This is a genomic window from Streptomyces europaeiscabiei (genome assembly GCF_036346855.1).
Classification (GTDB): domain Bacteria; phylum Actinomycetota; class Actinomycetes; order Streptomycetales; family Streptomycetaceae; genus Streptomyces; species Streptomyces europaeiscabiei.
On sequence record NZ_CP107841.1, the window covers coordinates 230930 to 252616 of the forward strand.

19 protein-coding genes and 2 pseudogenes are annotated in these 21687 nt (G+C 69.4%); 16 read left to right on the forward strand and 5 right to left on the reverse strand.

Annotated features, from left to right (window positions below; translation table 11 throughout):
- Window positions 1-373 precede the first annotated feature (373 nt).
- A complete protein-coding gene (locus OG858_RS01065) occupies window positions 374-1426 on the forward strand; it encodes a LacI family DNA-binding transcriptional regulator (protein WP_086749420.1) in 1053 nt (350 codons plus the stop codon).
- Window positions 1427-1629: 203 nt separating this feature from the next.
- Here the strand turns inward: OG858_RS01065 and OG858_RS01070 are convergent, their stop codons facing one another.
- From OG858_RS01070 to OG858_RS01080, 3 genes are all read right to left on the reverse strand, one after another.
- Window positions 1630-2190 (reverse strand): hypothetical protein, encoded by a 561-nt coding sequence (locus tag OG858_RS01070; RefSeq protein WP_328545238.1) that lies wholly within the window; start codon window positions 2188-2190, stop codon window positions 1630-1632.
- Between the two features lie 73 nt (window positions 2191-2263).
- A complete protein-coding gene (locus OG858_RS01075; protein WP_086749422.1) occupies window positions 2264-2827 on the reverse strand; it encodes an MBL fold metallo-hydrolase in 564 nt (187 codons plus the stop codon).
- Between the two features lie 55 nt (window positions 2828-2882).
- Window positions 2883-3497, reverse strand: a complete 615-nt coding sequence (locus OG858_RS01080; RefSeq protein ID WP_086749423.1) for a TetR/AcrR family transcriptional regulator C-terminal domain-containing protein — start codon at window positions 3495-3497, stop codon at window positions 2883-2885.
- 788 nt (window positions 3498-4285) lie between these two features.
- Here OG858_RS01080 and OG858_RS01085 point away from each other — a divergent pair.
- The 5 genes from OG858_RS01085 to OG858_RS01105 all read left to right on the forward strand — a co-directional run bounded on the left by OG858_RS01085 (window position 4286) and on the right by OG858_RS01105 (window position 7585).
- The gene (locus OG858_RS01085) at window positions 4286-4450 is read left to right on the forward strand and encodes a hypothetical protein (RefSeq protein ID WP_328545237.1); all 165 of its coding nucleotides are present in this window, start codon (window positions 4286-4288) and stop codon (window positions 4448-4450) included.
- Between the two features lie 39 nt (window positions 4451-4489).
- The gene (locus OG858_RS01090) at window positions 4490-4849 is read left to right on the forward strand and encodes an amidohydrolase family protein (protein WP_328545236.1); all 360 of its coding nucleotides are present in this window, start codon (window positions 4490-4492) and stop codon (window positions 4847-4849) included.
- 52 nt (window positions 4850-4901) lie between these two features.
- Window positions 4902-6110: an IS1634 family transposase gene (locus tag OG858_RS01095; RefSeq protein WP_456243132.1), complete on the forward strand. Its 1209-nt coding sequence runs from the start codon at window positions 4902-4904 to the stop codon at window positions 6108-6110.
- Window positions 6104-6583 (forward strand): hypothetical protein, encoded by a 480-nt coding sequence (locus OG858_RS01100; RefSeq protein WP_328545235.1) that lies wholly within the window; start codon window positions 6104-6106, stop codon window positions 6581-6583. The genes OG858_RS01095 and OG858_RS01100 overlap by 7 nt, the downstream gene beginning before the upstream one ends.
- 252 nt (window positions 6584-6835) lie before the next feature.
- Window positions 6836-7585, forward strand: coding sequence for a hypothetical protein (locus OG858_RS01105; protein ID WP_319266097.1), 750 nt, complete (start codon window positions 6836-6838; stop codon window positions 7583-7585).
- An 813-nt stretch (window positions 7586-8398) separates the two neighbouring features.
- Here OG858_RS01105 and OG858_RS01110 read toward each other — a convergent pair.
- Window positions 8399-8968: an AMIN-like domain-containing (lipo)protein gene (locus OG858_RS01110; protein ID WP_086754391.1), complete on the reverse strand. Its 570-nt coding sequence runs from the start codon at window positions 8966-8968 to the stop codon at window positions 8399-8401.
- Between the two features lie 616 nt (window positions 8969-9584).
- On the opposite strand from OG858_RS01110, the gene OG858_RS01115 reads away from it, so the two are divergent.
- The 4 genes and pseudogenes from OG858_RS01115 to OG858_RS01130 form a co-directional block, all read left to right on the forward strand.
- The gene (locus tag OG858_RS01115; protein ID WP_319266099.1) at window positions 9585-9926 is read left to right on the forward strand and encodes a hypothetical protein; all 342 of its coding nucleotides are present in this window, start codon (window positions 9585-9587) and stop codon (window positions 9924-9926) included.
- Window positions 9927-10138: 212 nt separating this feature from the next.
- Window positions 10139-10702 (forward strand): sortase, encoded by a 564-nt coding sequence (locus OG858_RS01120; RefSeq protein WP_327723130.1) that lies wholly within the window; start codon window positions 10139-10141, stop codon window positions 10700-10702.
- Window positions 10703-10802: 100 nt separating this feature from the next.
- On the forward strand, window positions 10803-11570 hold the full coding sequence (locus tag OG858_RS01125) for a class F sortase (RefSeq protein WP_328545234.1): 768 nt from the start codon (window positions 10803-10805) through the stop codon (window positions 11568-11570).
- Window positions 11571-11594: 24 nt separating this feature from the next.
- Window positions 11595-11792, forward strand: a pseudogene (locus tag OG858_RS01130) (dihydrofolate reductase family protein); the annotation flags it as partial.
- 166 nt (window positions 11793-11958) lie between these two features.
- On the opposite strand, the gene OG858_RS01135 reads toward OG858_RS01130, so the two are convergent.
- Window positions 11959-14622 carry a cellulosome protein gene (locus OG858_RS01135; RefSeq protein ID WP_319266103.1) on the reverse strand — a complete coding sequence of 888 codons (2664 nt, stop codon included), beginning with the start codon at window positions 14620-14622 and terminating at the stop codon, window positions 11959-11961.
- A gap of 608 nt (window positions 14623-15230) precedes the next feature.
- On the opposite strand from OG858_RS01135, the gene OG858_RS01140 reads away from it, so the two are divergent.
- From OG858_RS01140 to OG858_RS01165, 6 genes and pseudogenes are all read left to right on the forward strand, one after another.
- Window positions 15231-16286, forward strand: a complete 1056-nt coding sequence (locus OG858_RS01140) for a LacI family DNA-binding transcriptional regulator (protein WP_319266105.1) — start codon at window positions 15231-15233, stop codon at window positions 16284-16286.
- A 225-nt stretch (window positions 16287-16511) separates the two neighbouring features.
- Complete coding sequence (locus tag OG858_RS01145; protein ID WP_086752476.1) at window positions 16512-17756, forward strand: sugar ABC transporter substrate-binding protein; 1245 nt, start codon at window positions 16512-16514, stop codon at window positions 17754-17756.
- Between the two features lie 20 nt (window positions 17757-17776).
- On the forward strand, window positions 17777-18760 hold the full coding sequence (locus OG858_RS01150; protein ID WP_319266107.1) for a carbohydrate ABC transporter permease: 984 nt from the start codon (window positions 17777-17779) through the stop codon (window positions 18758-18760).
- Window positions 18757-19599, forward strand: coding sequence for a carbohydrate ABC transporter permease (locus tag OG858_RS01155; protein ID WP_319266109.1), 843 nt, complete (start codon window positions 18757-18759; stop codon window positions 19597-19599). The genes OG858_RS01150 and OG858_RS01155 overlap by 4 nt, the downstream gene beginning before the upstream one ends.
- Window positions 19600-19691: 92 nt before the next feature.
- Window positions 19692-21446, forward strand: a complete 1755-nt coding sequence (locus OG858_RS01160; RefSeq protein WP_319266194.1) for an amylo-alpha-1,6-glucosidase — start codon at window positions 19692-19694, stop codon at window positions 21444-21446.
- A 16-nt stretch (window positions 21447-21462) separates the two neighbouring features.
- Window positions 21463-21567 (forward strand): annotated as a pseudogene (locus OG858_RS01165) (transcriptional regulator); the annotation flags it as partial.
- Between the last annotated feature and the right edge of the window lie 120 nt (window positions 21568-21687).

The following is a 21687-nucleotide window of genomic DNA, read 5'->3' on the forward strand; positions in this document are numbered from 1 at the left end:
TTCGTGCCGACCGCGAGAACGTTTCCGTCGCTGCCGACGGACAACGCCTGCGCAGGCACGCTGCCCCGGGCCGCGGTGAACACCCGCCCGTTCAGCGCCGCTGTGGCCACCCGCACCAGGGTCCGGCCGGTCGCGGCCAGGGCGACCGGGGCGGCTTCGGCCACCGCAGGTGCGCGCACCCCGGCAGCGGCCAGGAAAGTCCGACGGTGCAGCGGGCCGTCCGTGGGTGCCACGGAGGTGCCGTGGAGAACCTCTGACATCTGATAACTCCTCACCCGACGGCAGTCGTCCCGACCGCCGTCGCCGGGTACGCTGAGTGATTAAGGTGTTAACCACAAGCCGTCATGGGGCTGTTGGGGTACATGGGGTACACATGACGAGTTCGCGTGTCTGGCGGCGTCCCACGCTCGGCGCCGTGGCGGCACGGGCGGGGGTGTCCACGGCCACGGTGTCCAACGCGCTCAACGGCACCGGACGGCTTTCCGAGGCGACCAGGCAGCGCGTGCTCGCCGCGGCGCGCGAGGTCGGTCACGCCCCGGCCAGCGCGGCCCGGGCACTGGCCCGCGGGAGCACCGGAGTACTCGGCCTGACCATGACGACGTACGGTGAACTTCCCGTCTCGTACATGGAGATCCCCTATTACGCACAGCTGGCGCTGGGCGCGATGTCGGCGGCGCACGAGCGTGGCTACATGCTCATGGTGATGCCGAGTTCCCTGTCACCGTGGATGTGGCTCAACACGCCGATGGACGGCGTCATCCACGTCGGGCCACGGGCCGATGACCCGGTGTGTTCCATCCTGCGGGAGCGGGGTATCCCGATGGTCACCGACGGCCGGCCGCCCCAGCCGCACTGGCGCGACGCGTGGGTGGACCCCGACTACGAAGCGGGCCTGCGCCTCCTGCTCGACCACCTCGCGGAGGCCGGCGCTCGGCGGATCGCACTCTCCCAGCCGCGGCACGACGACGAGTACCCGCACCTGATCGGACGCGCCTACGCCTCCTGGTGCGCCGAGCACGATCTGCCCGCCCTCGTCGAGGAGTACGCCTCGCTGCCCGACTACTTCACGGCTGAACGGGACGCGGTCAGCCGGTTGCTCAACCGCGATCCACGACCGGACGCTGTCATCGGCATCTACTCCGACTCCGGTCACAACATCCTCGCCGCCGCCCGGCACCATGGGCTTCGAGTGCCGCGGGATCTGCTGGTGGCGTGCATCAGTGAGGATCCGGATTACGCGACGACGACCCCGCCCGTCACCACGCTGGGCCTCCGCCCGGACCGGTTGAGCGACGAAGCGGTCGACCTGCTGATCGCTCTCATCAACGCCCGCAGCTGTGTGGACCGGCATCGGCTCGTGCAGCCGGTCCTGACCCCTCGCCGGTCCACGCGACGCCCGGTGCGGCGAGAGAACGGCACAACCTGACCGCAGGCCCGGACCGCATCGCCGGTGCATGGCCTCGCCATGGCGTTTCGTTTGGATCCAGCCGCCCTTGCTCCTGGTGTGCCAGGGGACGCACGGTCACCCCTCACGAACGGCAGCGGCGACGCCATGCACCGTCGGCGCAGCTCAGAATGGCCCTCGTGCGCGGGATGGTCGTCGCGCCGCGGTGCTCGAAGCTGCCGGGGCTACTGGCCCTCGCCCAGCGCTCCCACGCGCCGCGGAAGCGCCGTCGGCCCGCGCGCCCCCTCGCGCGTTGCCCCTGCAGAGTTCTCGTAGGTGCGGCGTGCGAGAACTGGGAAACGGAACCCGAGGAGGTGACTTGCGGACGAGGGGTGCGGTACGTACCCGGGTGCGGCAAAACGGCCCTCAGAGGCTTCGATGTCGTGGCATCGGCCTTGGCCCAGCGTCCACTTCGTCTTCTTCAGCTGCTCGACGGCTGTGTTCGCCAGGTTGCGAGCGACCAGATCCAGTGGGTGGGGCGTCGACGGCTCCGGCTGCCCGCTCGGAGCGCTGCGTCGGCGGACGCGGAGCGCTCCGAGCGGGCCGGTCAAAGCGGGCAGTGGGTCCATCCAGCACATGACCAGCAAGGTGTTGTTCTTGTCGGCGTCACGCACGGGACCGCACAGGAACGGGCTGAAGGGGGTGTCGGCACGCAGCCAGTGGATGAGGAACGACACGATCCGTTTGCCCTGCTCGGCCTTGTTGCCGGAGCCCGTCATCCCGCCGCGGGGTGCTGTCTCCGGCATTGCGCCGAGGAACACGGCGCTCAACCCTGCCGCAGCAGGCCAGGCAGCCGACGGGCCTCGGGGACAAGCCGGGCTACAGGGGCGTCGACGAAGACGGTACGAAGGGTGCACCGTGTCCCGGCACAATCAGGGCCGGGCCGAGAGCAAGGACCTTCTCCCTGGCCGCCCGCAGGCGATCACGGTCGGGCGCGAAGGGGTCGTCGGCCGGCCCTTCGGCGGTCCACCACAGATGGGTCATGACCACCAGGCCCTCGTCCACCGTGACCAGGGTGCTGACGTCCTCGGCGGTGTGACCGGGGGTCGTCATCAGCGTGATCGACGGGGAGAGTTGGTATCCGTCGGCGTCCCGGTCTTCCCAGACGTCGTCGTGGTAGATGGCCATGTGGTCGTGGAAGCGGGCTTCGGGAAACAGGGCGGCGTTCAGCGTGTGGTCCGGGTGGTGGTGGCTGAAGATCACGTCGGTGACGTCCTCGGGGGCGAGTCCGTGGGGTGTCAGCGGGTCCAGGATGAGCCGGCGGTCCGCGACCATGCCGGGATCGACGATCGCGACGGTCGCGCCGTCGACGAGCAGGGTGACGGTGCCGGCCACCCGCGTGTCGGCGTAGCCGGTGGTCAGGACGTGGAACGAGGCGGTCATGAAGAAACCCTTCCGGTGAGGCGTTGAGTGGTGGGTGTGGGGCCGTGCGAGCAGTTCACCGGGGTAGGAGTGCCCGGAAGCCGGTGATCAGGGCGCGGAGACCGACGTCGAAGGCGAGTTCGGCGCGGCGATGGTCGGCGGGGGTGTCCTCCAGTACGGCGGTCAGGTGCGGGGCGGTTTCGCGGGTCACGTCGGAGACCATCACCGGCGGGGCCACGAGGTCCAGGGCGGAGCCGAGGACGAAGCTCTCCATCGCGGTGATCAGGGGCATGACCTGGTTCGCGCTGAAACCGGCGGTCAGCAGGAGTTCGGCGACCTTCTCGTACATCGCGTGCATGAAGGGTTCGGCGAGCGGGGCGGTGGCGAGCAGAGGTACCGCCCCGGGGTGCGTGGCGAAGGCCATGCGGTAGGAGCGGGCCCATTCCTCCAGGGCCTGCTCCCAGGGGTGTGACGAGTCCCAGGCGCCGGGGCTGGTCTCCAGGACGAGTTCCTCCCTCATGAGCGAGATGATCTCGTCCCGGCCGGACACATGGTGGTAGAGCGCGGAGGGGGCGACGCCCAGCTTCCTGGCCAGGGCGGGAATGGTGAGGACGCCCTGGTCGTCGGCGAGTCTGAGCGCTGCGGCACCGATGCGTCGGCGGTCCAGCAGAGGGGTGCGCGGCCTTGGCACGAGGGCTCCTCTTCGCATGTCTCCCTGTTCGGCAGGCGGCACACGGCCGCCTGCACGACGTCACCGGAACTTTACCGAACGACTTTCAGTAAAACTCTTCCAGGCCGTTCGAGTGACCCCTGCATTACCGAAACCGAATCGGTTTCGGTGCTGTGGCCGTACAACGGGAGGGCGTCATTGCCATGCGCGCCGACATCGTGTTCACCGGAGGAACCGTCAGCACAGGGCCGCCGAACGCCCCTTGATCGACGCACTCGCCGTCACGGGAGCAGGATCAGTGCGCTCGGACCGGAGGCGCTCGCCGCCCGGGGCAGGCGCACCACCGTGGTCGATCTGCCAGGAGGCGCGCTGCTGCCCGCGCTCGGCGACGGACACGTGCACCCCGGTGATGGGCCGTCTCGGCCTGCTCGGAGCGCCCGTGCACGATTGCACCTCCGTGGACGGGTCGTCGAGGCCGTACGGCGTTGGGCCGACGGGCGCCCGGAGGCAGAGTGGATCATCGGTGACGGCTTCGACGCCTGGCTCCCCCGACGGCGGGAAGATCGTGCGCCGGGAAGGCTCCACCCAGGACGCTTCTGATGGCTCTTGGCCGGAGATCATCCGGCCGGTTGACGCCGCGCGAGGTGACTCGTGAGGCGCCGGCCGCCTCACCGGACTCGTCCGTACCGCTCACGAACGGCTTCAAGAGCCGTCAGAAACGGCCTAACCGCTGGGAACCTTCGGGAGTTCGGCGCCGTGCGGCCCGTCCTCAGCCTCGTACCCCGGCCATCCCACGACGCACAGGCGGGGTGCTGCGCGAGACCGCCGCCCGATTCGCCGCCTCCGGCGCGACCTGGGTGCAGGACGCCTGGGTGGAGCCGCACCACGCTGATGTCTGGATCACAGCGGCGACCAGCGGCCCCGGGCTTCCCGTCCGTGCGGACCTCGGCTTCTTCCTGAGGCCGGAGCACTGACTCGAACGGATCGCCCTGCTCTCTGCCGAGCGTGGTCGTGTGGAGGGTGCCGCCCCCGGGCTGCTCACCGCCCACACCGTGCAGTTCTTCGCCGACGGGGTCATCGAATCCGGTACAACCGCCCTCCTCAAGCCGTACAGCGACTGCCCGCACTCCCACGGAATCGCCAACTGGACACCGGCCGAACTGGCGAACGCCGTCACCTCGGTCGAGATCCTCGGCTTCCAGCCGCACATCCACGCACTCGGCGACGGAGGCGTCCGCGCCACCCTCGACGCCATCGATGCCGCCCTGCGCCCCAACGGCACCCGCGACCGCTGGCCGGTCATCGCCCATGCCCTTCACAGGTTTCGAGGCCACCGTCCTCTACCGCTAGGCCCGTACTTCGCGGGTCGTTGATTCGTATGGTGTGACCGGTCCGGGGTGTCCTGGGCCGGGGGTGTGGCGTTGGGTGGGGTGTGTCGATGACTTCCCGGTCCCGCGGCCACGGTCTCAGCGTCAGCGCCTTGAAGTGGCGGTGACGTCCGTGGTGGAGAAGCGTCTGGGCGCTCTGCCTGTCGCTGCCGAGTTTCTGCGCCGGCTGGATGTCGCCGGGATCGTCGACGAGGTGTGTCCTGGTGGCGCGAGTGCGCTGGTGACGCACGGGCAGGTGATCGAGGCGCTGGTGGCCAACCGGCTGACGTCGCCTGCGCCGCTGGTGCGGGTGGAGGACTGGGCCAGGTGCTGGGCGGTGGAAGAGGTCTTCGGGATCGAGGCCGGTCTGCTCAACGATGACCGTCTGGCCCGGGCACTGGATGCGATCGCTCCGCATCTGGAGCACATCGCGGGCACGGTCGGGGCACGTGCGATCGGTGAGTTCGGGATCGATGTGGCGCGGATGCACTGGGACATGACCAGCATGTCCGTGCACGGGGCCTTCCCGGCTGAGGGCCAGGACGAGGACTTCCCCGTCGTCGGCTACGGGCATCCCAAAGACCGGCGCTTCGATCTGAAGCAGGTCCAGGCAGGGCTCGCGGTGTCGGCCGACGGCGGCATCCCGCTCCATGCCCGGGTCTTCGGGGGCGGGGCGGCCGAGGTCAGCCAGGTCGTCGCCGCGATGAAGGACCTGCGGTCCATAGCCGGCGAGCGCGACTTCCTGATGGTCGCCGACTCCAAGCTGGTCTCCTACTCCAACATGGGCGCCCTGCTGACGGCCAGGGTCCGGTTCATCGCCCCGGCCCCGGCCGCGCAGGTCAAGGACGAGGTCTACGCCTCTCTCGATGCCGCGCAGGCCACTGTCGTGGACTGGACGCCGGGCCGGGACGCGGACAAGCCGCCCGAGCGGCGGGAGACCTACCGCGTGCTGGAGGACACCCACACCCTGACCGGGCCCCGCAAGAACGGTCCTCCGCTCACCGTGCGGCGGATCCTGGTCCACTCCACCGCGAACGCCGCCGGCCGGCAGGCCGCCCGCAGCAAACGCCTGGCCAGGGCCACAGAGGACCTGAACAAACTCACCACCGCGGCGGTGGACGCCACTACAAGACCCGGGAGAAGATTGTTGCCCGGATCGGTGTCATCGCCGCCAAGCGCCGTGTCACCTCGTGTCTGCGCTGGGCCGTCACCGACAACGAAGACGGCACCCCGGTCCTGGCCTGGCACATCGACCAGGACGTGTTGAACGCCGAAGCCGCCGTCGACGGCTGGTACGCACTGCTGACGTCCGTCCCCGCCGACCAGGCGGACGCCGGGCAGGTCCTGATCCACTACAAGGGCCAGGGCACGGTCGAGCGCAGATACCATGACTTCAAGGGGCCCCTCGCGGTCGCGCCGGTCTTCGTGCAGCACAACCGGTGCGTCGCCGCCCTGATCCAGGTCATCTGCCTGGCCCTGCTCGTCTTCTGCCTCATCGAACAGCAGGTCAGACGGGCACTCGGCCCCGAGCAGACCATGAGCGGCCCCTACCCCGACAACCGTCGCGTCCGCCCCACCGGTCGCATGATCTTCTACCACCTCGGCGAACTCACCCTGCGGATCGGCAACGTCACCGACCCGCCAACCGTCCAGATCACCCGCGGCGTCCAACTCCACCTCCTCGACCTACTCGACACCGACATCGGACAGACCCGCTGGCCACAGACCTGTGACTACTGATGATCTCGACGTCATGTCGCCGGACGGTTGAGGGGACCTCCGAGTCAGACAGGTCTTCGTTGGGTGACATCACGACCGGAATCTCAGTAAGCGTCTTAGCTGGCCAGTCCGGCCACTGCAGAGGGCCACGCAGCCTGACGCGAACCTCAGCGTCTCCGGGCCCAATCCGCCTGTGTGATGGGATGTCCCACCAACGCTCGCAGAGGGCGGGGATACGTCGCAGCAACGAACGAGGGAAGGGGAGAGGGGGCCATGACGAGCGGGCACCAGACTCACGGGGCAGCCTCCGGCCCGCGGCCGTTGCAGACGCGCGCCCTGACCCGTGAGGCCGGGCGGGCACGGCAGCTCCTGGCCGCCGGGGAGTGGCGCCCTGCCGCGGCGGACTCCGAAGCAGCAGCGCGCGTCCTGGCCCGCCTCACGGCCCCGCTCCCGGCCCGGCGGGCAGCAGCCACACGGACGCTGGCCACGGACCGGGACCGGCGCCTCCAACGTATCCTGCGGACCACCCTCCACCACCTCGACGCAGGCGCCGTCAGCCCGCCCGCAGCCGCCCTCCTGGCCGCCGTCGCCCGCGCCTTCCTGCCGTGGCACACCACCCCGAACCCACCGCGCGCAGCGGCGGCCCCGAGATACGGGACCCCGGTGGGCACGGCTGACGGCCCGGCCGTGCCACCGACAGAGGCGGGCGAGGCCCTGCTCCCCGATCTGATCGCACTGTTCGCCGTGCTGGCCTCGGCGAGCCCACCCGGGACCGTCCCGCTCACGCCCCCGGTCGAGCCCTGGCGGGTCCGGTACGCGGGCCGCTTCCGTCGTTACGGCAGACCCGCTTTCGGGGTGTGGACGGCCGAGACCATCGGCTGTCCGGCATGCGGGGGTAAGGCCGGCCCGTGGACGGTGACCTGCGACTGGCGCCTGATCTCGCTGGGCTGCCCGTGCGGGGCGGTGACCCACAAGCACGGCCTTGCCTTCTCCGAAGTCTGGCTCCTCTTGCCGGACCTGTGACCGGGTGTCGTGACCGACCGCCCGCACAGTGGTGCCCAGTTGGCCAAATCAACGCTCACTGGGCAACTGAAGCGCTCAGCAAGACCTGAAACAGCGACCCGCGAAGTCCGGGGCTAGGAGGCCTGCGATCCCGACCGCAAGGTGCCCCGCGCCACCTGTCCGGCCGTCGGCTGCCTCGGGCCGTCAGTGAAGCTCTCCGCGACGGTGCGGTCGTCGGCCAGGAGACGGTCTTGGAGGGCGGGGAGCACGGCGGCCAGCCGCGGGCCCGGGTGCCGCTGCCGTTGGGGCACACCAGGGTGTGACGCGTGACGATGACACGCACGCCGTTCGGCACCGAGCACGAGGGTGGTTCACGAGTGCCGGCCCGGTCGGCCATACCCCCGAAGGGGCGCACGACCTGAGTTCGTCGCGGCAGCCGGGCGAGCCAGCCTCTCGAGGTGGCTCGCCCGGCCAGCGAGCGGTTCACCGGATGGGCAGTGTCAGGTGGCGTCCGCGCCGGTGGCCCGGCGTGTCGACGCGATCTCGTTCCAGGGCTCGCCGCACTTCAGGCGGGCACGGAGCGGCCGACACCCCCGGCCGTGCTGCCTTCGACGTTCGCGGCAGCGCCGACGGAGGTGTGCTTCCTCGAGACTGCAGGTGCCGGTGGGCCACTTGGTGGGGACCGGAGTCTGCATGGAGGCGTTGTGCGCCGTCCCGGGCCGCTCGTGCGGCGGTCCGGGACGGGGACGGGCTGCGGGTGACGCTGCCGCGTACGCCAGGCCCCATGGTCGGGCCCACCTGTCGGACGTGGCGGTGCCGGTCAGCCTTGGTGGTTCACCAGGTGTGGGCCACGTCCACCACGAGATGCCCGTCCAACTGCAGCACCCGGAAGGGCAGCCGGGCGCGGATCCCGAGCCCGAACTGCGATTGCCCCTCGAAAGAGCTGGCGAATTTCGCGTCCCGGAAGGTGCGGTACCCGGTGAGGTTCACACCCGGCAGAGGCTGTCCCGCCTGGCCGGGGTACGTGGGGTTGCCCGAGTCGTAGGCGGGCGCCCTGACGACTACCTCCAGGATGGCGCCGCCGCGGATCGGGATGGGGTCGCCGGTCGGGTCCTGGATCAACTGGTCGACGTAGCTCACGGTGTACCCGAGCTGGTCGGCGGACGCGCCCGGAACGTCGACGACGAATCGGTCATAGCAGTCGTGGCGACCGGTCCTGGCATTCGTGATGTACTCGCCCGACGTGCTGGACAAGTCCACCTTGCTGAGGCTGCCCCAGCCGGTCGGGCATGCGGCCGCCGCCCGCGGGCCGACGGCCGCCGTGGCCACGGTCGGCACCGCGACGGCGCCCAGTGTGGCAGTCACCAGGACCGCGGTCACCCAGGCTGTTCTGCTTCGTGTCATCTTGTTCCCCCAACGGCATGAATGTCCGGCATCAGAGGAGACAGTCGAGCCGACCCGAAGGTTGCACGCCTTTGTCGCGACACCCTTGGTGCGGCCAACCCGGCTGGCTGCCCGGCCGGGGCGGGCAGCCTGAGGCGTACCGCCACCGAGCGATGCCGGACGCGGTCCGGCACCTCGTCGACAACGGCAGGTGCTGGGAAAGAGGTTCACCCGATCGTCGGCTACGGCAGCGGCCGGGCCAAGCCAGTCCGGTGGGCGGCGAGCCCGTTCGCCCGGGTCGGGTGCAGCCGATCACTGGCCGGGCGAAAGCGACTGCGCCGACGAAGGCGCCTCCGGCAACCAGTACTGCGACCGCCCCCGCGTCCCTTGCCAGCACGGCCAGCACGTCGGCGACCACGGCGACCTGCGTGCCCAGTTCGACTGCGGCAGAAGGGCCTTCGAAATGGACTGTGACTGAGGCCCTACGCGTGCCCTCGCCCCCGCGACACTCCTGGTCGCTGTCGGCCCGGCGCCTCAGGCAGGTCCACGGCAGCCGACGTCGCCTCGGTGGACGCGGCGGTCTGCCTCGATTCCTAGCGGCGCAAGATCGGCGAGCACGCGGGCGACCAGCCAGTCCGTGACCCGCAAGGTCGTGGTACAGCAGAACGAGCTGCTGGACAAACGCCTCGCGGCCGGGGAAAGCATCTTCGTCGGCTCGACCGATGTGGAGGAGGGGGTGCGGCCTGACCCGGTCGCGCGGACCCGCCGGCACGACCGCCCAGCCATCGCCCTGCGATTCACCACCAGCCTCGACCCCTACCGGGAGCGGAACTGGCTGCGCCCACCCGACCTTCCTGTGACGGACCGCGTTCTCGACTGCCAGGACCGCCTCGCCCGGGCCGCCCCCTCGGCCGTCCTGCTCGCCGAGGGCTTCACCGGTCCACGGGTCTTCACGGGCACGCGCCGCGCAGGTGGATGAATCACGGCGGCCGCAGCCACAGGCATCCTGCGCCGCTTCCACATCACCTCGGACACCGGTCTCTGCGTCGCCCGTGCGGTGCGTTCTTCCGAACTCGCTCTCAGGAGCGCTCACCTGCATAAATGATCAAAAGAGTGCGGTCGCTGGGCCTGGCCGGATGACCCATCCGTCCGTATGGCGTGTTGCAGCCCTGACGGTCTGTCGGTTTCCTCGTGAGCGGAGCACAACAAGGTGCCGCGCACTCCGGCCGGCCACTGCTTCCTCGGAGGAACTTCATGCGTATCAAGTGTGCTGGCCTCGGCATCGGTCTGGTTCTCGGCGCCGTCGGCCTCTCGAGCCCGCCCGCAGCAGCCGCGAACGGTCCCACCAGTGATCCAGGTATGCACATCAGCCCGAGCCACTCCGCCCCAGGCTCCACCGTCACGGTCAGCACTACAGCTTGTGGCTCGGAGATCTACGGGAAGGGCGAGTCTGAGGCAGGAGGCAGCTTTCACCTCCTCCAAGGCGACCAGAAAGGTGTACTGACCGGCGAATTCAAGGTGCCGGCCGGCACCGAGCCCGGCGAATACACGGTCACCGTGAAGTGCCCACCGCGAGTCAGGATCACGGGCACGTACTCGGTCGGCACCGGCAACCCCAGGGGCGCGATCGACGCTGGTTTCGGGGAAGCGAACGACAAGGACACGCAACTTGCCCTCGGGGCGGTACTGCTCGCCGGGGCCACCGCCGGAGGTGCGATCAAGATGCACCGCCGCCCGGCCGGTCCCCGCACTTGACGCTGCCCGCCGGCCCACCCCCCGGACCCGTGTCGGTCCGGGGGCTCCAGGATTACCCCGCCTTCACTCACTTCGGCCGCGAAGCGGAGGCTGCACAGCGATGGACCCCTGGCCCGAGCCCGCCGATCCATCCCCCTGGTTCACCCCCTCCACCAAACTTCTCGCCTGCGCTCTACTGACGGGCATGGCGCTGGTGACCACGGCACTCCGGAGCGAACAGCCTCCGCAACCTTCGTCCGCGCAGTCCTTCTTCTCCTCCGCACGCCCCGGCCCCAGCAGCACCGCCTCGGCCCAGTACCCCTCTGTGCCGACCCTGCCCCCGTCGGCTCCGGTCCGGCTGCGAGTCCGCGCCATCGGCGTGAACGCACCGATGACGGAACTGACCCTCGATGAAACAGGGGCGCTGCACCCGCCACCAGCTGATAGGCCAGGCTTTGTCGGGTGGTACGGCGCCGGCACGAATCCCGGCTCCGTGGGCACAGCCGTCACGACGGGACATGTCGACACACCTGAAGGCCCCGGGGTCTTCTACCGCCTCGGGGCACTGGCCAAGGGCGACACCATCGAGATCACTAGGGCAGACCGGCGGACAGCCGTCTTCACGGTCGACGCCGTGGAGCTCTACGACAAGGAGGCCTTTCCGGATGAGAAGGTCTACGGCAGTTCCCACCAGCCCGAACTGCGCGTGATCACCTGTGGGGGTCAATACGCCGAAGAAACCGGCTACCAGGGAAATGTCGTGGTCTACGCGACGCTGACCGCTGCGATGAACGATGGCGGTGCCGCTGAGCAGGCCGAGCTTCCGGCCCAGGCCGAGCAGGACGAGGGCGAGCAGGACGAGGGCGCGCAGTGGAACGGGCCTGTCTAAACGAGCAGCTCCGTCACGTAATCAGTCGTCCTCACGGGCGGCGACACCACGATTGTCTTGGCACTCGACGCCGGACTGGTCGACACGCTGACGCCGCACCTCGCGCCCGTCGTGCTGGGCGCCGGACGCCGCTGTTCACCGGCGCAGCGCCGCGCACACTGGTGCACCAGAGCGTGACCTCGACATCGACCGCGACGCCCTCTGACCTACGACGTCCTCTGACGGCGACGGCCTCTGACGGCGACGGCCTGCGGGAACTTCAACCGAACAGCCGACGGCGCCCCGCCGGGGCGCCGTCCGTCGCGCTCGCCGGTGTACGGAACCCGTGGACATCCAGGTGCCGGCCGGAGTCCGGCAGGCACCTGGATGTTCTGACGAGCTCGGGCTGCTACTTCTCCGTCAGCGGGGTGACGGCGACTTGGTCGATCACCGGCGCGTAGGGGGATCGCTGGTCGTACTGGTTGAAGGAGTCGCCGTCGAAGTCCGGCAACTCCTCGGCTGTGAACGTGAGCCGGTTCGTGCCCTTCTTCAGGGTGACCGGGACGGTCAGATCCCTGAAGCTGTTGAAGTGGAAGGTGGTCGGGAACAGCACCCGACGGGCCGGTCCGCCATTGACCGAAAGGTCGGCGTGGCGTGCGATCGGGTCGGGGTTGTAGTGGGTGGCGGGTGCCTGTTCGGCGTTGGAGTAGCGGATGGTCACCGCGTGCCGTCCGGCACGCTTGGCGACGACGTCAAGGGTGAGGGCGTTGGCCTTTCCGTTGCCGATGTCGGTGACCGCCCTGCCGCCTGCGGCGAAGGTGTACGCCTCGGTGGCCTTGGCGGCGCCGCTCAGGGCACCGGCCTCCGCCTGGTACACCTCAGTCACCAGGTTGCCGCTGGACGGCGCGACCCGAAGCCGGTCGAGCACCAGCTCGCGGGAAGTGCCGGTGACAGTGATCTTGTTGATGCCGGCGGACAGGAACATGTTGACCGTTTCCGTACGCGGCTTGCCGCTTCCGATCTTGGGAAGGTCGAGCTCTTCACCGTTCAGCGACAGCGCTGCCCTGCCTCCGCCGAGGTGGTCGACAGACACCGTCGCCTCGCCGTCGGTGGGTGAGTAGACCCAGAAGGTCGCGGAATCGCCCTCGGACAGAGCCACCGCGCCCGGTCCCGAAGCATCGGGATAGGTGTAGCCGGGCCGGGCTCCGGTGAGGGTGGCGTACTCGGCTTCGTAGATCGCCGGCTGGGTGACGTGCTCGTCGCGCAGGGCCAGGTCGATCTTGTCGATGATGGCGTCGCCCTTGGTGACGCCCAGGTCCGTGTCCTTCGCCGAGAGCGTGATCCTGTGCTTGCCGGCGGTGAGCTTCACGGTGGTGTCGGTGTGTCCCCAGACCACCCACTTGTAGCCGAGCGGCATCCGCAGCTCCTGCGGGTCCTTGCCGTCGACGCGCAGGAAGACGTTGGTGGGGCCCTGGTCCTTCACCCGGCCGTCCAGGTTGTAGGAGTTGGCGAAGACGCTCAGGTCGTAGGTGCCGTCCTGCGGTACGTCCACGTCGAAAGCGAGCACGCCGTCGGAGCCGGTGCGCAGCCCGCCGACGTTGTAGTCACCGGACGTGGCGAACTTGCCCACGTTGGAGGGCGTGCCCTCGGGTCCGTTCTTGGAATAGCCGCTGCCGGTGTAGGTGGCGTTCTCCGCCTCGTACGTCCTGCGCCAGCTCGTCGAGGGTGTGGCCGGCTTGGAGCCGTTTCCGCCCGGGGAGAGGATGATCTGGTACGCGGACATGGCGTTCATGCCCGTCATCGGCAGCGTCACCGCGCCGTCCGTGCCGACCTCGACCTCCTGGTCGGCCAGCCGCAGGGGCTGGGCCGAGTCGCCGACCTGTCCGGTCCAGGGGATCTCCTGCACGGTGGCGTGCACCGTTTTCCCGAACAGCTTCGGGTCGATGTTCTCGAAGACGACGTTCGCGTCACCGCTCTTGCCGCCGAAGAGGGCCCTGGACTGCTTCTTCTCGCTGTCGAGCGTGGCGACGCCCTGGAGCGTGTACTGCTGGTTCGGATGAGGAGCGGTCACTTTCACCGTGTGCCCGGACATCTGGCCGTAGGCGTTGAACAGCCACCACTGGCCGTTGCCCCTGTTGACGTCGACGGCCGAGTCGTTGAGGTTGCCGTCGATGTTCCAGTACGCCAGGTCGGCGTCGATCTTCGACTCCTCGATGGCGGAGACCCACTGGATGACCTGGCCGGGCACGGAGAGGTGGTAGTTGTGGCCGTACTCGTTGACGTTGATCGGCAGCGGGTCGATACCGACCTCCTTCTCCCACTGCCGGTACTTCGCGACGCTGGTGCGGACCGCGGCGGGGCTGGACAGCTCGTGCCAGGTCATCACGTCCGGGACGACGTCGTTGGCCTTGGCGTACTGCAGGAAGCCCTTGACCTGGTCGAAGAGGAGGGAGGTGTTCGGACCCGCGATGCGCGCGTCCGGGTCCAGGCTCTTGATGAGGTGGTAGGTCTCCTTCCACGCCGCGAAGAAGTCCTTCGGGTCGTTGAGCCAGGAGGTCCTGTTGTAACTCCAGTCGCCGGTTCCGAACATGTTCCCTTCGGGTTCGTTGAAGGGAACATAGACGACGTGGTCCTTGTAGTCGCCCGTGGTCAGGACCTGGCGGACCTGCTTCTTGATCTTCTCCTGGAAGTCGGCGAGCTTCGCGGGACCGTTCGCGCCGGGCCACTCGTAGGGGAAGCCCCGGTAGATGTCGGTCATGTAGATGTAGACGTCCTTGCCGCCGGAGTCCACGAACGGCGGCAGGATTTCCAGCGCGTCCGCGCCGGGGTGTTGCGGACCGTCCTGCGCCTTGGTCGACACCGTGCGCAGGTGCATACCCTCGATGAGGTTGCGGCTCGGCGCCCCGTCGCCGTAGACCCCGTACAACGAGCCGCTGGCACCCCCGTGGAAGGCGCCGGTGTCGGTCGCGAGATCGATGACGAGCCGTTCCGGTTCCACCGCCCGGGCCGTACCTGCGGACGGTACGGCGAGCATGGTGGTGACGACGGCTACCACCGCGGCGCCGACTGCCATCGTTCTTTTTCCTTGTCGCACTGGCATCTCCGTGGATTCCATGGCTTCTCGGACACTGGATCCGAACCGTTTCGTACGTACGGGGCCGGTCCGTGGCGCCCGAATCAGCGAGGTACCCGCCGCCATGTGCGAGCGCGGCGGTCACTCGGCGGCAGGCAACGCCCGGAGGGGGAGCTCCGAGCGGCGGCTGCGCAGGGGGCCGGGCGGCGCTCCGATGTCGGTGGCGCGTCGACGGCGGTCACGGCCCCTGGACGGATCATCGAACCGGTTCGAGGAAGCTAGCACCGGGGAAACCGGCCAGCAATACCCCCGACACGGATGTCCTCGGCCGCGCACGGCCGGCCGTCCCGGCGGTGCCAGGGTGTGCCCGTACGTGAGACCCGGCGCCCGACCTGCTGGTGAGCGGGTGAAAACCCAGGCAGACCGGACAGCACACCACCGCACGCCGACGTTTCCGGGCCGTTGCGAAAGATTCGGCACGAGGCGTTGACACCCGTCTTGGTTGCTCTTACCTTCACTTCACGCGAACCGGTTCGATGGTCGGTGGTCGACCGATCCTGTTCTCTGGAATCATCGAACCGATTCGACCGCTCTCAGCTAGGAGTCCCGTGAACATCGGTGAGATTGCCAAGCGGGCCGGTGTCTCGCGGAGCACCGTGTCGTACGCCCTGAGCGGGAAGCGACCGGTGTCCGAGGACACCCGGCAGAAGGTCCAGCGGGTCATCGACGAGCTGGGCTATCGGCCCAACGCGAGTGCGCGGGCCCTGGCCAACGGCCGGACCAACACCATCGGTCTGGTCTTCCCCCCGGCCGGGAACCACTACACCGGCATGCAGCTGGACTTCATCGGCAGCGTCACCGAGGCCGCCGCGGCCTACGACTACGACGTGCTGCTCTCTCCTAGCGGTGTGGACAGCGACCGTTCGTTCCAGCGGCTGCTGGGCGAGCGGCGGGTCGACGGCGCGATCCTGATGGAGATCCGGCTGCACGACGACCGGCTCCACCATCTCACCGCGGTGGATTTCCCCTCCGTCGCCATCGGCCGCACCGCGAACCCGCAGGGCAGCTGGTGGGTGGGCCTGGATCACACGGCACTGGCGGCGGCCTGTGTGCATCACCTCGCCGATCTGGGGCACCGTCGGGTCGCCTTCGTCAACCGGCCCGAGCAACTGCTTCGGGCCGGGTACGAGTCGGCCCAGCGTGGGCTGGACGGTTTCACCAAAGCCGCGGCGGAGCGCGGGCTGACCGTCCGGACGTACTGCTGCGGAGACGACGCCGCCTCCGGCCTGGCCTGTCTGGAGCGGATCCTGCACGACGATCCGGCCACCACGGCCCTGGTCACGCTCAACGAGGCCGCGCTCGGCGGCCTCTACCGGGGGCTGGCCCAGGCCGGCCGCCATGTGCCACGCGACTTCTCCGTCACCGGAGTGGTGGCCAGCAGGTGGGCGGAGACGGTGACCCCGCAGCTCACCGCGGCCGATGTGCCCGCGGAACAGATGGGCCGTCTCGCCGTCGAGCTGCTCGTGGAGCGGCTCGACCACCCCGACGCACCGGCCCGGAATCACCTGCTCGCGCCACCGATCTCGTTGCGAGCGAGCACCGGACCTGCCGGCACCAGGCCCACCGACCCCGCTGCGGACCCCGGCGCCCCCACCCATCTCTGACCGTCGCCCCGCACCCTCCGCTTCACCCTTCACCCTTCACCCTTCACCCTCCACGCCCCACACCCCGCACCCCGCACCCCGCACCCCGCACCCCGCACCCCGCACCGGCCGATCGGGCAGCTCACCGCCCGGGTTCGGCGGGCCCCGCACCCCCCGATCACCCGTCCCAGAGCACACCTGTGCCGATCCCAGGGCACACCCGTGCCAAAAACACGAGGAACTGCAATGAACACATCTGCCAGACGGCGTCTCACTGCCGCAGTCCTGACAGTCGTCACCGTCACCGCCGGCGCCACAGCATGCTCCTCCGGCTCGGGCGATACCTCGACGAAGGCCGCGGACGGCGGTACGTACACGATCTGGGACCCGTACCCGCAGTTCAACAAGGGCTCGGCGTGGGCGAAGCTGCTGGACGACTGCGGCTCCAAGGCCGGCGTGAAGATCAAGCGGACCGCGTTCGACACCAGCGACCTGACGAACAAGGCGCTGCTGGCCGCGCAGCAGGACAACTCCGCGGACGTCCTCGTCGTCGACAACCCGGTCGTCTCCACCCTGGCCGAGGCGGGGGTGTTGACCACGACCGACGACAACAAGCTGGACACCTCGAAGGTCAGCCCGAACCTCCTCGCGGCCGGCCAGTCGGGCGGGAAGACGTACGGAACACCGATCGGCGCGAACACCCTCGCCCTGTACTACAACAAGGCGGTGCTGGAGGAGGCCGGCGTGGACATCTCCTCGGTCACGGACTGGAAGTCGCTGACGGCGGCCCTGGCGAAGGTGAAGAAGGCAGGGAAGAAGGGCATCACGTTCTCCGCGATCGGCACGGAGGAGGGCAGCTTCCAGTTCCTGCCCTGGTACTGGGGCTCCGGAGCCCAGTTGACCGCACTCGACTCCGACCAGGCGGTCTCCGCGCTGTCGCTGTGGAAGAACTGGCTGGACAAGGGCTACGCCCCCAACTCGGTAATCAACAACACCCAGACGACCAGCTGGCAGGAGTTCGCGAGTGGTGACTACGCGTTCGCCGAGAACGGCACCTGGCAGCTCGCCAATGCCGAGAAGGCCGGATTCGAGTACGGGGTCATCCCCGTCCCGGGTGCCTCGGGAGGCGACGCGGCGGCACCGACGGGCGGTGAGTTCGTCACCATCCCGGCGCAGGGAGACACCAGCCGTTACGCCACCTCGCAGAAGCTCGTGTCCTGCCTGACCAGCACCGACAACCTCCTCGCCACCGACACGACCCTGTCGTACGTCGCCCCCACCACCGAGGTGCAGGACAAGCAGGTCGCGGCGAACGCCGATCTGGGGCCGTGGGTCGACGCGGTCAAGGCGGCCAAGGGGCGTACGAGTGACGATCTGGGCACCAAGTACCCCAAGATCTCTGAGCAGTTGTGGAAGGCGGTCCAGTCCGCGCTGAGCGGGTCCCAGTCGCCGAAGGACGCGCTCACGGCCGCCCAGTCCGCCGTCAAGTAACCAGTGCCAGAGGCTCGTTGATGAACCGCACGACACAGACGCCGGATGCGCTGCCGGCACGCGGCCGGAACGGGGCGGCCACCACCGGCCCGCCCCCGGCCCGCACGACGACCCTGCGCCGTCCCGCCTCCCCGCAGTGGGCGGCCTGGGCGTTCCTCGCCCCGGTGACCCTCTACCTCGTCCTCTTCTACGCCTATCCGCTCTACCGCAACATCGACCTGAGCCTGCGTAACTACACGGTCCGTTCCTTCGTCCAGGGCGACGCGCCGTTCACCGGCCTGGCGAACTACCGGGCCGTCCTCGACGACCCGACCTTCGCTCCCGCACTCCTGCACACCGTGGTGTTCACCGCCGTGTGCCTGGTCTTCCAGTACGCCATCGGCCTGGCCCTCGCGGTCTTCTTCCACCAGCACTTCCGGCTCTCCGCGACCCTGCGGGCGCTGTTCCTGGTGCCGTGGCTGCTGCCGCTGATCGTGTCGGCGTCCACCTGGTCGTGGATGCTCAACAGCGACTCCGGCATCGTCAACGCCGTCCTGCACGCGGTCGGTATGGGCCCGGTGAACTGGCTGACCTCACCGTCCTGGTCGCTGGCCTCGGTGATCACCGCCAACATCTGGATCGGCGTGCCGTTCAACCTGGTCGTGCTCTACAGCGGCCTGCAGTCCATCCCCACCAGCCTGTACGAGGCCGCCTCCCTCGACGGCGCGGGCCCCTGGCGACGCTTCTGGAGCATCACCTTCCCGTTGCTGCGTCCGGTGTCCGCCATCACCCTGCTGCTGGGCCTGGTCTACACGCTCAAGGTCTTCGACATCATCTGGATCATGACCAAGGGCGGTCCGGCGGATTCGTCCACGACCTTCGCCACCTGGTCCTACCAGCTCGGCTTCGGAAACCTCCTGCCCGCCTTCGGCCCCGGCGCGGCCGTCGGCAACCTGCTCGTGGTCGCCGCCCTGGTCTTCGGACTGGTCTACGTCCGGGTCCAGCGAAAGCAGGCGCTGTCATGACGAGTGCACAGACGGCCCTGAACCGGCGCCCACGCACGTGGTGGAAGACGGCCGTCGGCCTCCTGCTGACCGCGGTCATGCTGTTCCCGGTCTACTGGATGCTGAACGTGTCCTTCACCCGCGACCAGGACATGCGCAAGAGCCCGCCGGACCTGTTCCCCGCCCACGCCACCCTGGAGGGCTACCGGGCCGTCGTCGACCAGCAGTTGCCCTACCTCGGCACCAGCCTCGTCATCGGCCTGGGCACCGTCGCCCTGACCGTGGCCCTGGCCGCACCCGCCGGCTACGCACTGGCCAAACTGCGCCCGCGCGGCGGCGGCATCCTCAACTTCGTCCTGCTGGCCGCCCAGATGATCCCCGGCATCATCATGGCGATGGGCTTCTACGCCATCTACCTCCAACTCGGTCTGCTGCAGTCGGTCCCCGGCCTGATCATCGCCGACTCCACGTTGGCCGTCCCCTTCGCCGTGCTCATCTTCACCGCGTTCATGTCCGGGATCCCCGGCGAACTGCTCCAGGCCGCGAAGACGGACGGCGCCGGGCCCCTTCGCACCTTCTGGTCGATCGTCCTGCCGATGAGCCGCAACTCGATCGTCACGGTCTCGCTGTTCGCCTTCCTGTGGTCCTGGTCCGACTTCATCTTCGCCAGCACCCTGGTCAACGGTGGCGCCCACGAGCCGATCACCCTCGGCATCTACCAGTACATCGGCAACAACAACCAGGAGTGGAACGCCATCATGGCCACCGCCGTCGTGGCCTCGCTGCCCGCCGCGGTCATCCTCGTCCTCGCCCAGCGCTACGTCGCCGCCGGTGTGACCGCCGGCGCCGTCAAGGACTGACGCCGGACCACCCGGCTCGCGCGCCCGCGGGCGCCGTCGCGCCGCCCGGCAGACCGCCGACCACCCCCACTCAAGAAATGAGTGCCGCCTTCATGACCGCCGCCTCGTCCGGCCCGGCCTTCTCCGTTCACGACATACCCTTCAGCACGCACGGATCCTGGTTCGGTATCTCTCCCGTGCTGGCGGAGAAGACGCGCGCCGAGGACCTCCACCTCGTCTCGCACCAGAACGGCATGCACCCCGTCCTGCGCCTCGTCCCCCTCGACGCGGCGACGGGCGAGCGGGCCGAGACCACCGTCCGGGCGACACCCGGCCTGCTCAGCTGGACCGGCACGGTCGGGCGCATCGATCTCGCCTACGAGTCGCCGGACACCGTCCGCGTGCGCGGCGAGGGACTGGGCCTGCGCGTCACCGCGGCGGCGAAGGCCCTGACCCCCTTCAGCGGCACCTACTTCTACCGCGACCCGGTGGACGACGCGCACGTGTTCACCTCCTACGAGACCGGGCGCCGCTACCGCATCACCGTAATGTCCGGCACGCTTGCCGACGTGACCGGTTCCCAGGCCCTGGGCGCGGGCGAGCGCGGTCTCACCGTCACCGCCGGGGCCGACGGATCGTGGGAGGCCACGGTCGAGGAACTCGACAGCGCGCGCCGGCCCTTCCGCTCGTCGGCGGCGTTCGGCGAGGTCACGGAGGCCGCACGCCAGTCGTTCGCCGACTTCGTCGACACAGCCGCCCCCTGGCGCTCGGCCGCCACCCCGGCCGCCGAACTCGCCGCCTACGTGGTGTGGTCCGCCACCGTACGGCCGGCAGGCCTGGTCACCCGGCCCGCGGTGCTGATGTCCAAGCACTGGATGGACAAGGTCTGGAGCTGGGACCACTGCTTCAACGCCCTCGCCCTGGCCCCCGGATCCCCCCACCTCGCCTGGGACCAGTTCGCACTGCCCTTCGACCACCAGGACCAAAGCGGGGCACTGCCCGACTCCGTCACCCACTCCGAGGTCCTCTACAACTTCGTCAAACCGCCCATCCACGGCTGGGCCCTGGGCCACCTGCGCAGACGGCTCCCCGAACCGCTCGCCCCAGCGCAACTGACCGAGGCGTACGACAGACTCGCGCGCTGGACGGACTTCTGGCTCACCGCACGGCGCGCACCCGGCGCGAGCCTGCCCCACTACCAGCACGGCAACGACAGCGGCTGGGACAACGCCACCACCTTCGACCCCGACCGCGTGGCCGTCACCGCCGACCTCGCCGCCATGCTCATCCTCCAGCTCGACGAACTGGCCAGGCTGGCCGCCGAACAGGGCTTCCCGGACGACGCCCGGCACCGCACGGAGACTGCCGACGACCTCCAGGCCGCCCTGCTGGACGAACTGTGGGACGGCAAACGGTTCCTGAGCCGCCCGGCCATCGGCGGAGCCCCCGCCCAGAGCGCCAGCCTGCTCGACCTGATGCCGATCGTGCTCGGCGACCGCCTGCCCTCCAAGGTCCGCGACCGGCTGGCCGAACTGATCGAAGCCCACCTCACCGTGTTCGGTCTGGCAACCGAGCACCCCGGCTCCCCGCACTACGAGCCCGACGGCTACTGGCGCGGCCCGATCTGGGCCCCCGCCACCGTTCTCATCGAGGACGGTCTGCGCCGCGCCGGGCACGAACGTCTGGCGGACGAGATCAGCGCCCGCTTCCGCGCCCTGTGCGAAACCTCCGGTTTCGCCGAGAACTTCGACGCCCTGACCGGTCAGGGACTGCGCGACCGCGCCTACACCTGGACCGCCAGCAGCTATCTGCTGCTCGCCCGCGACCACCACCGCCGCGCGGACGCCGGGACCGACGCCGCCGTCTGACCCGCACGGCACCGAGCTGGGCCGCTTCGTGCACGCCCGCCGCGCCCGGATGACCCCCGCCGAGGCGGGCCCGACCGCCGGCGCCGGTCGGCGCCGCACGCCCGGACTGCGCCGTGAGGAAAGAACCAGCGGGTCTCGTCGGCGAGTTGAGCCTGGTCGTGGGCTCGGCTGTGCATCGGGAGACTCCGTTCGACGTCGGCGTTGACCGGTTCGTCGGGTCCCCCGCAGAGCAGGTGGCGCG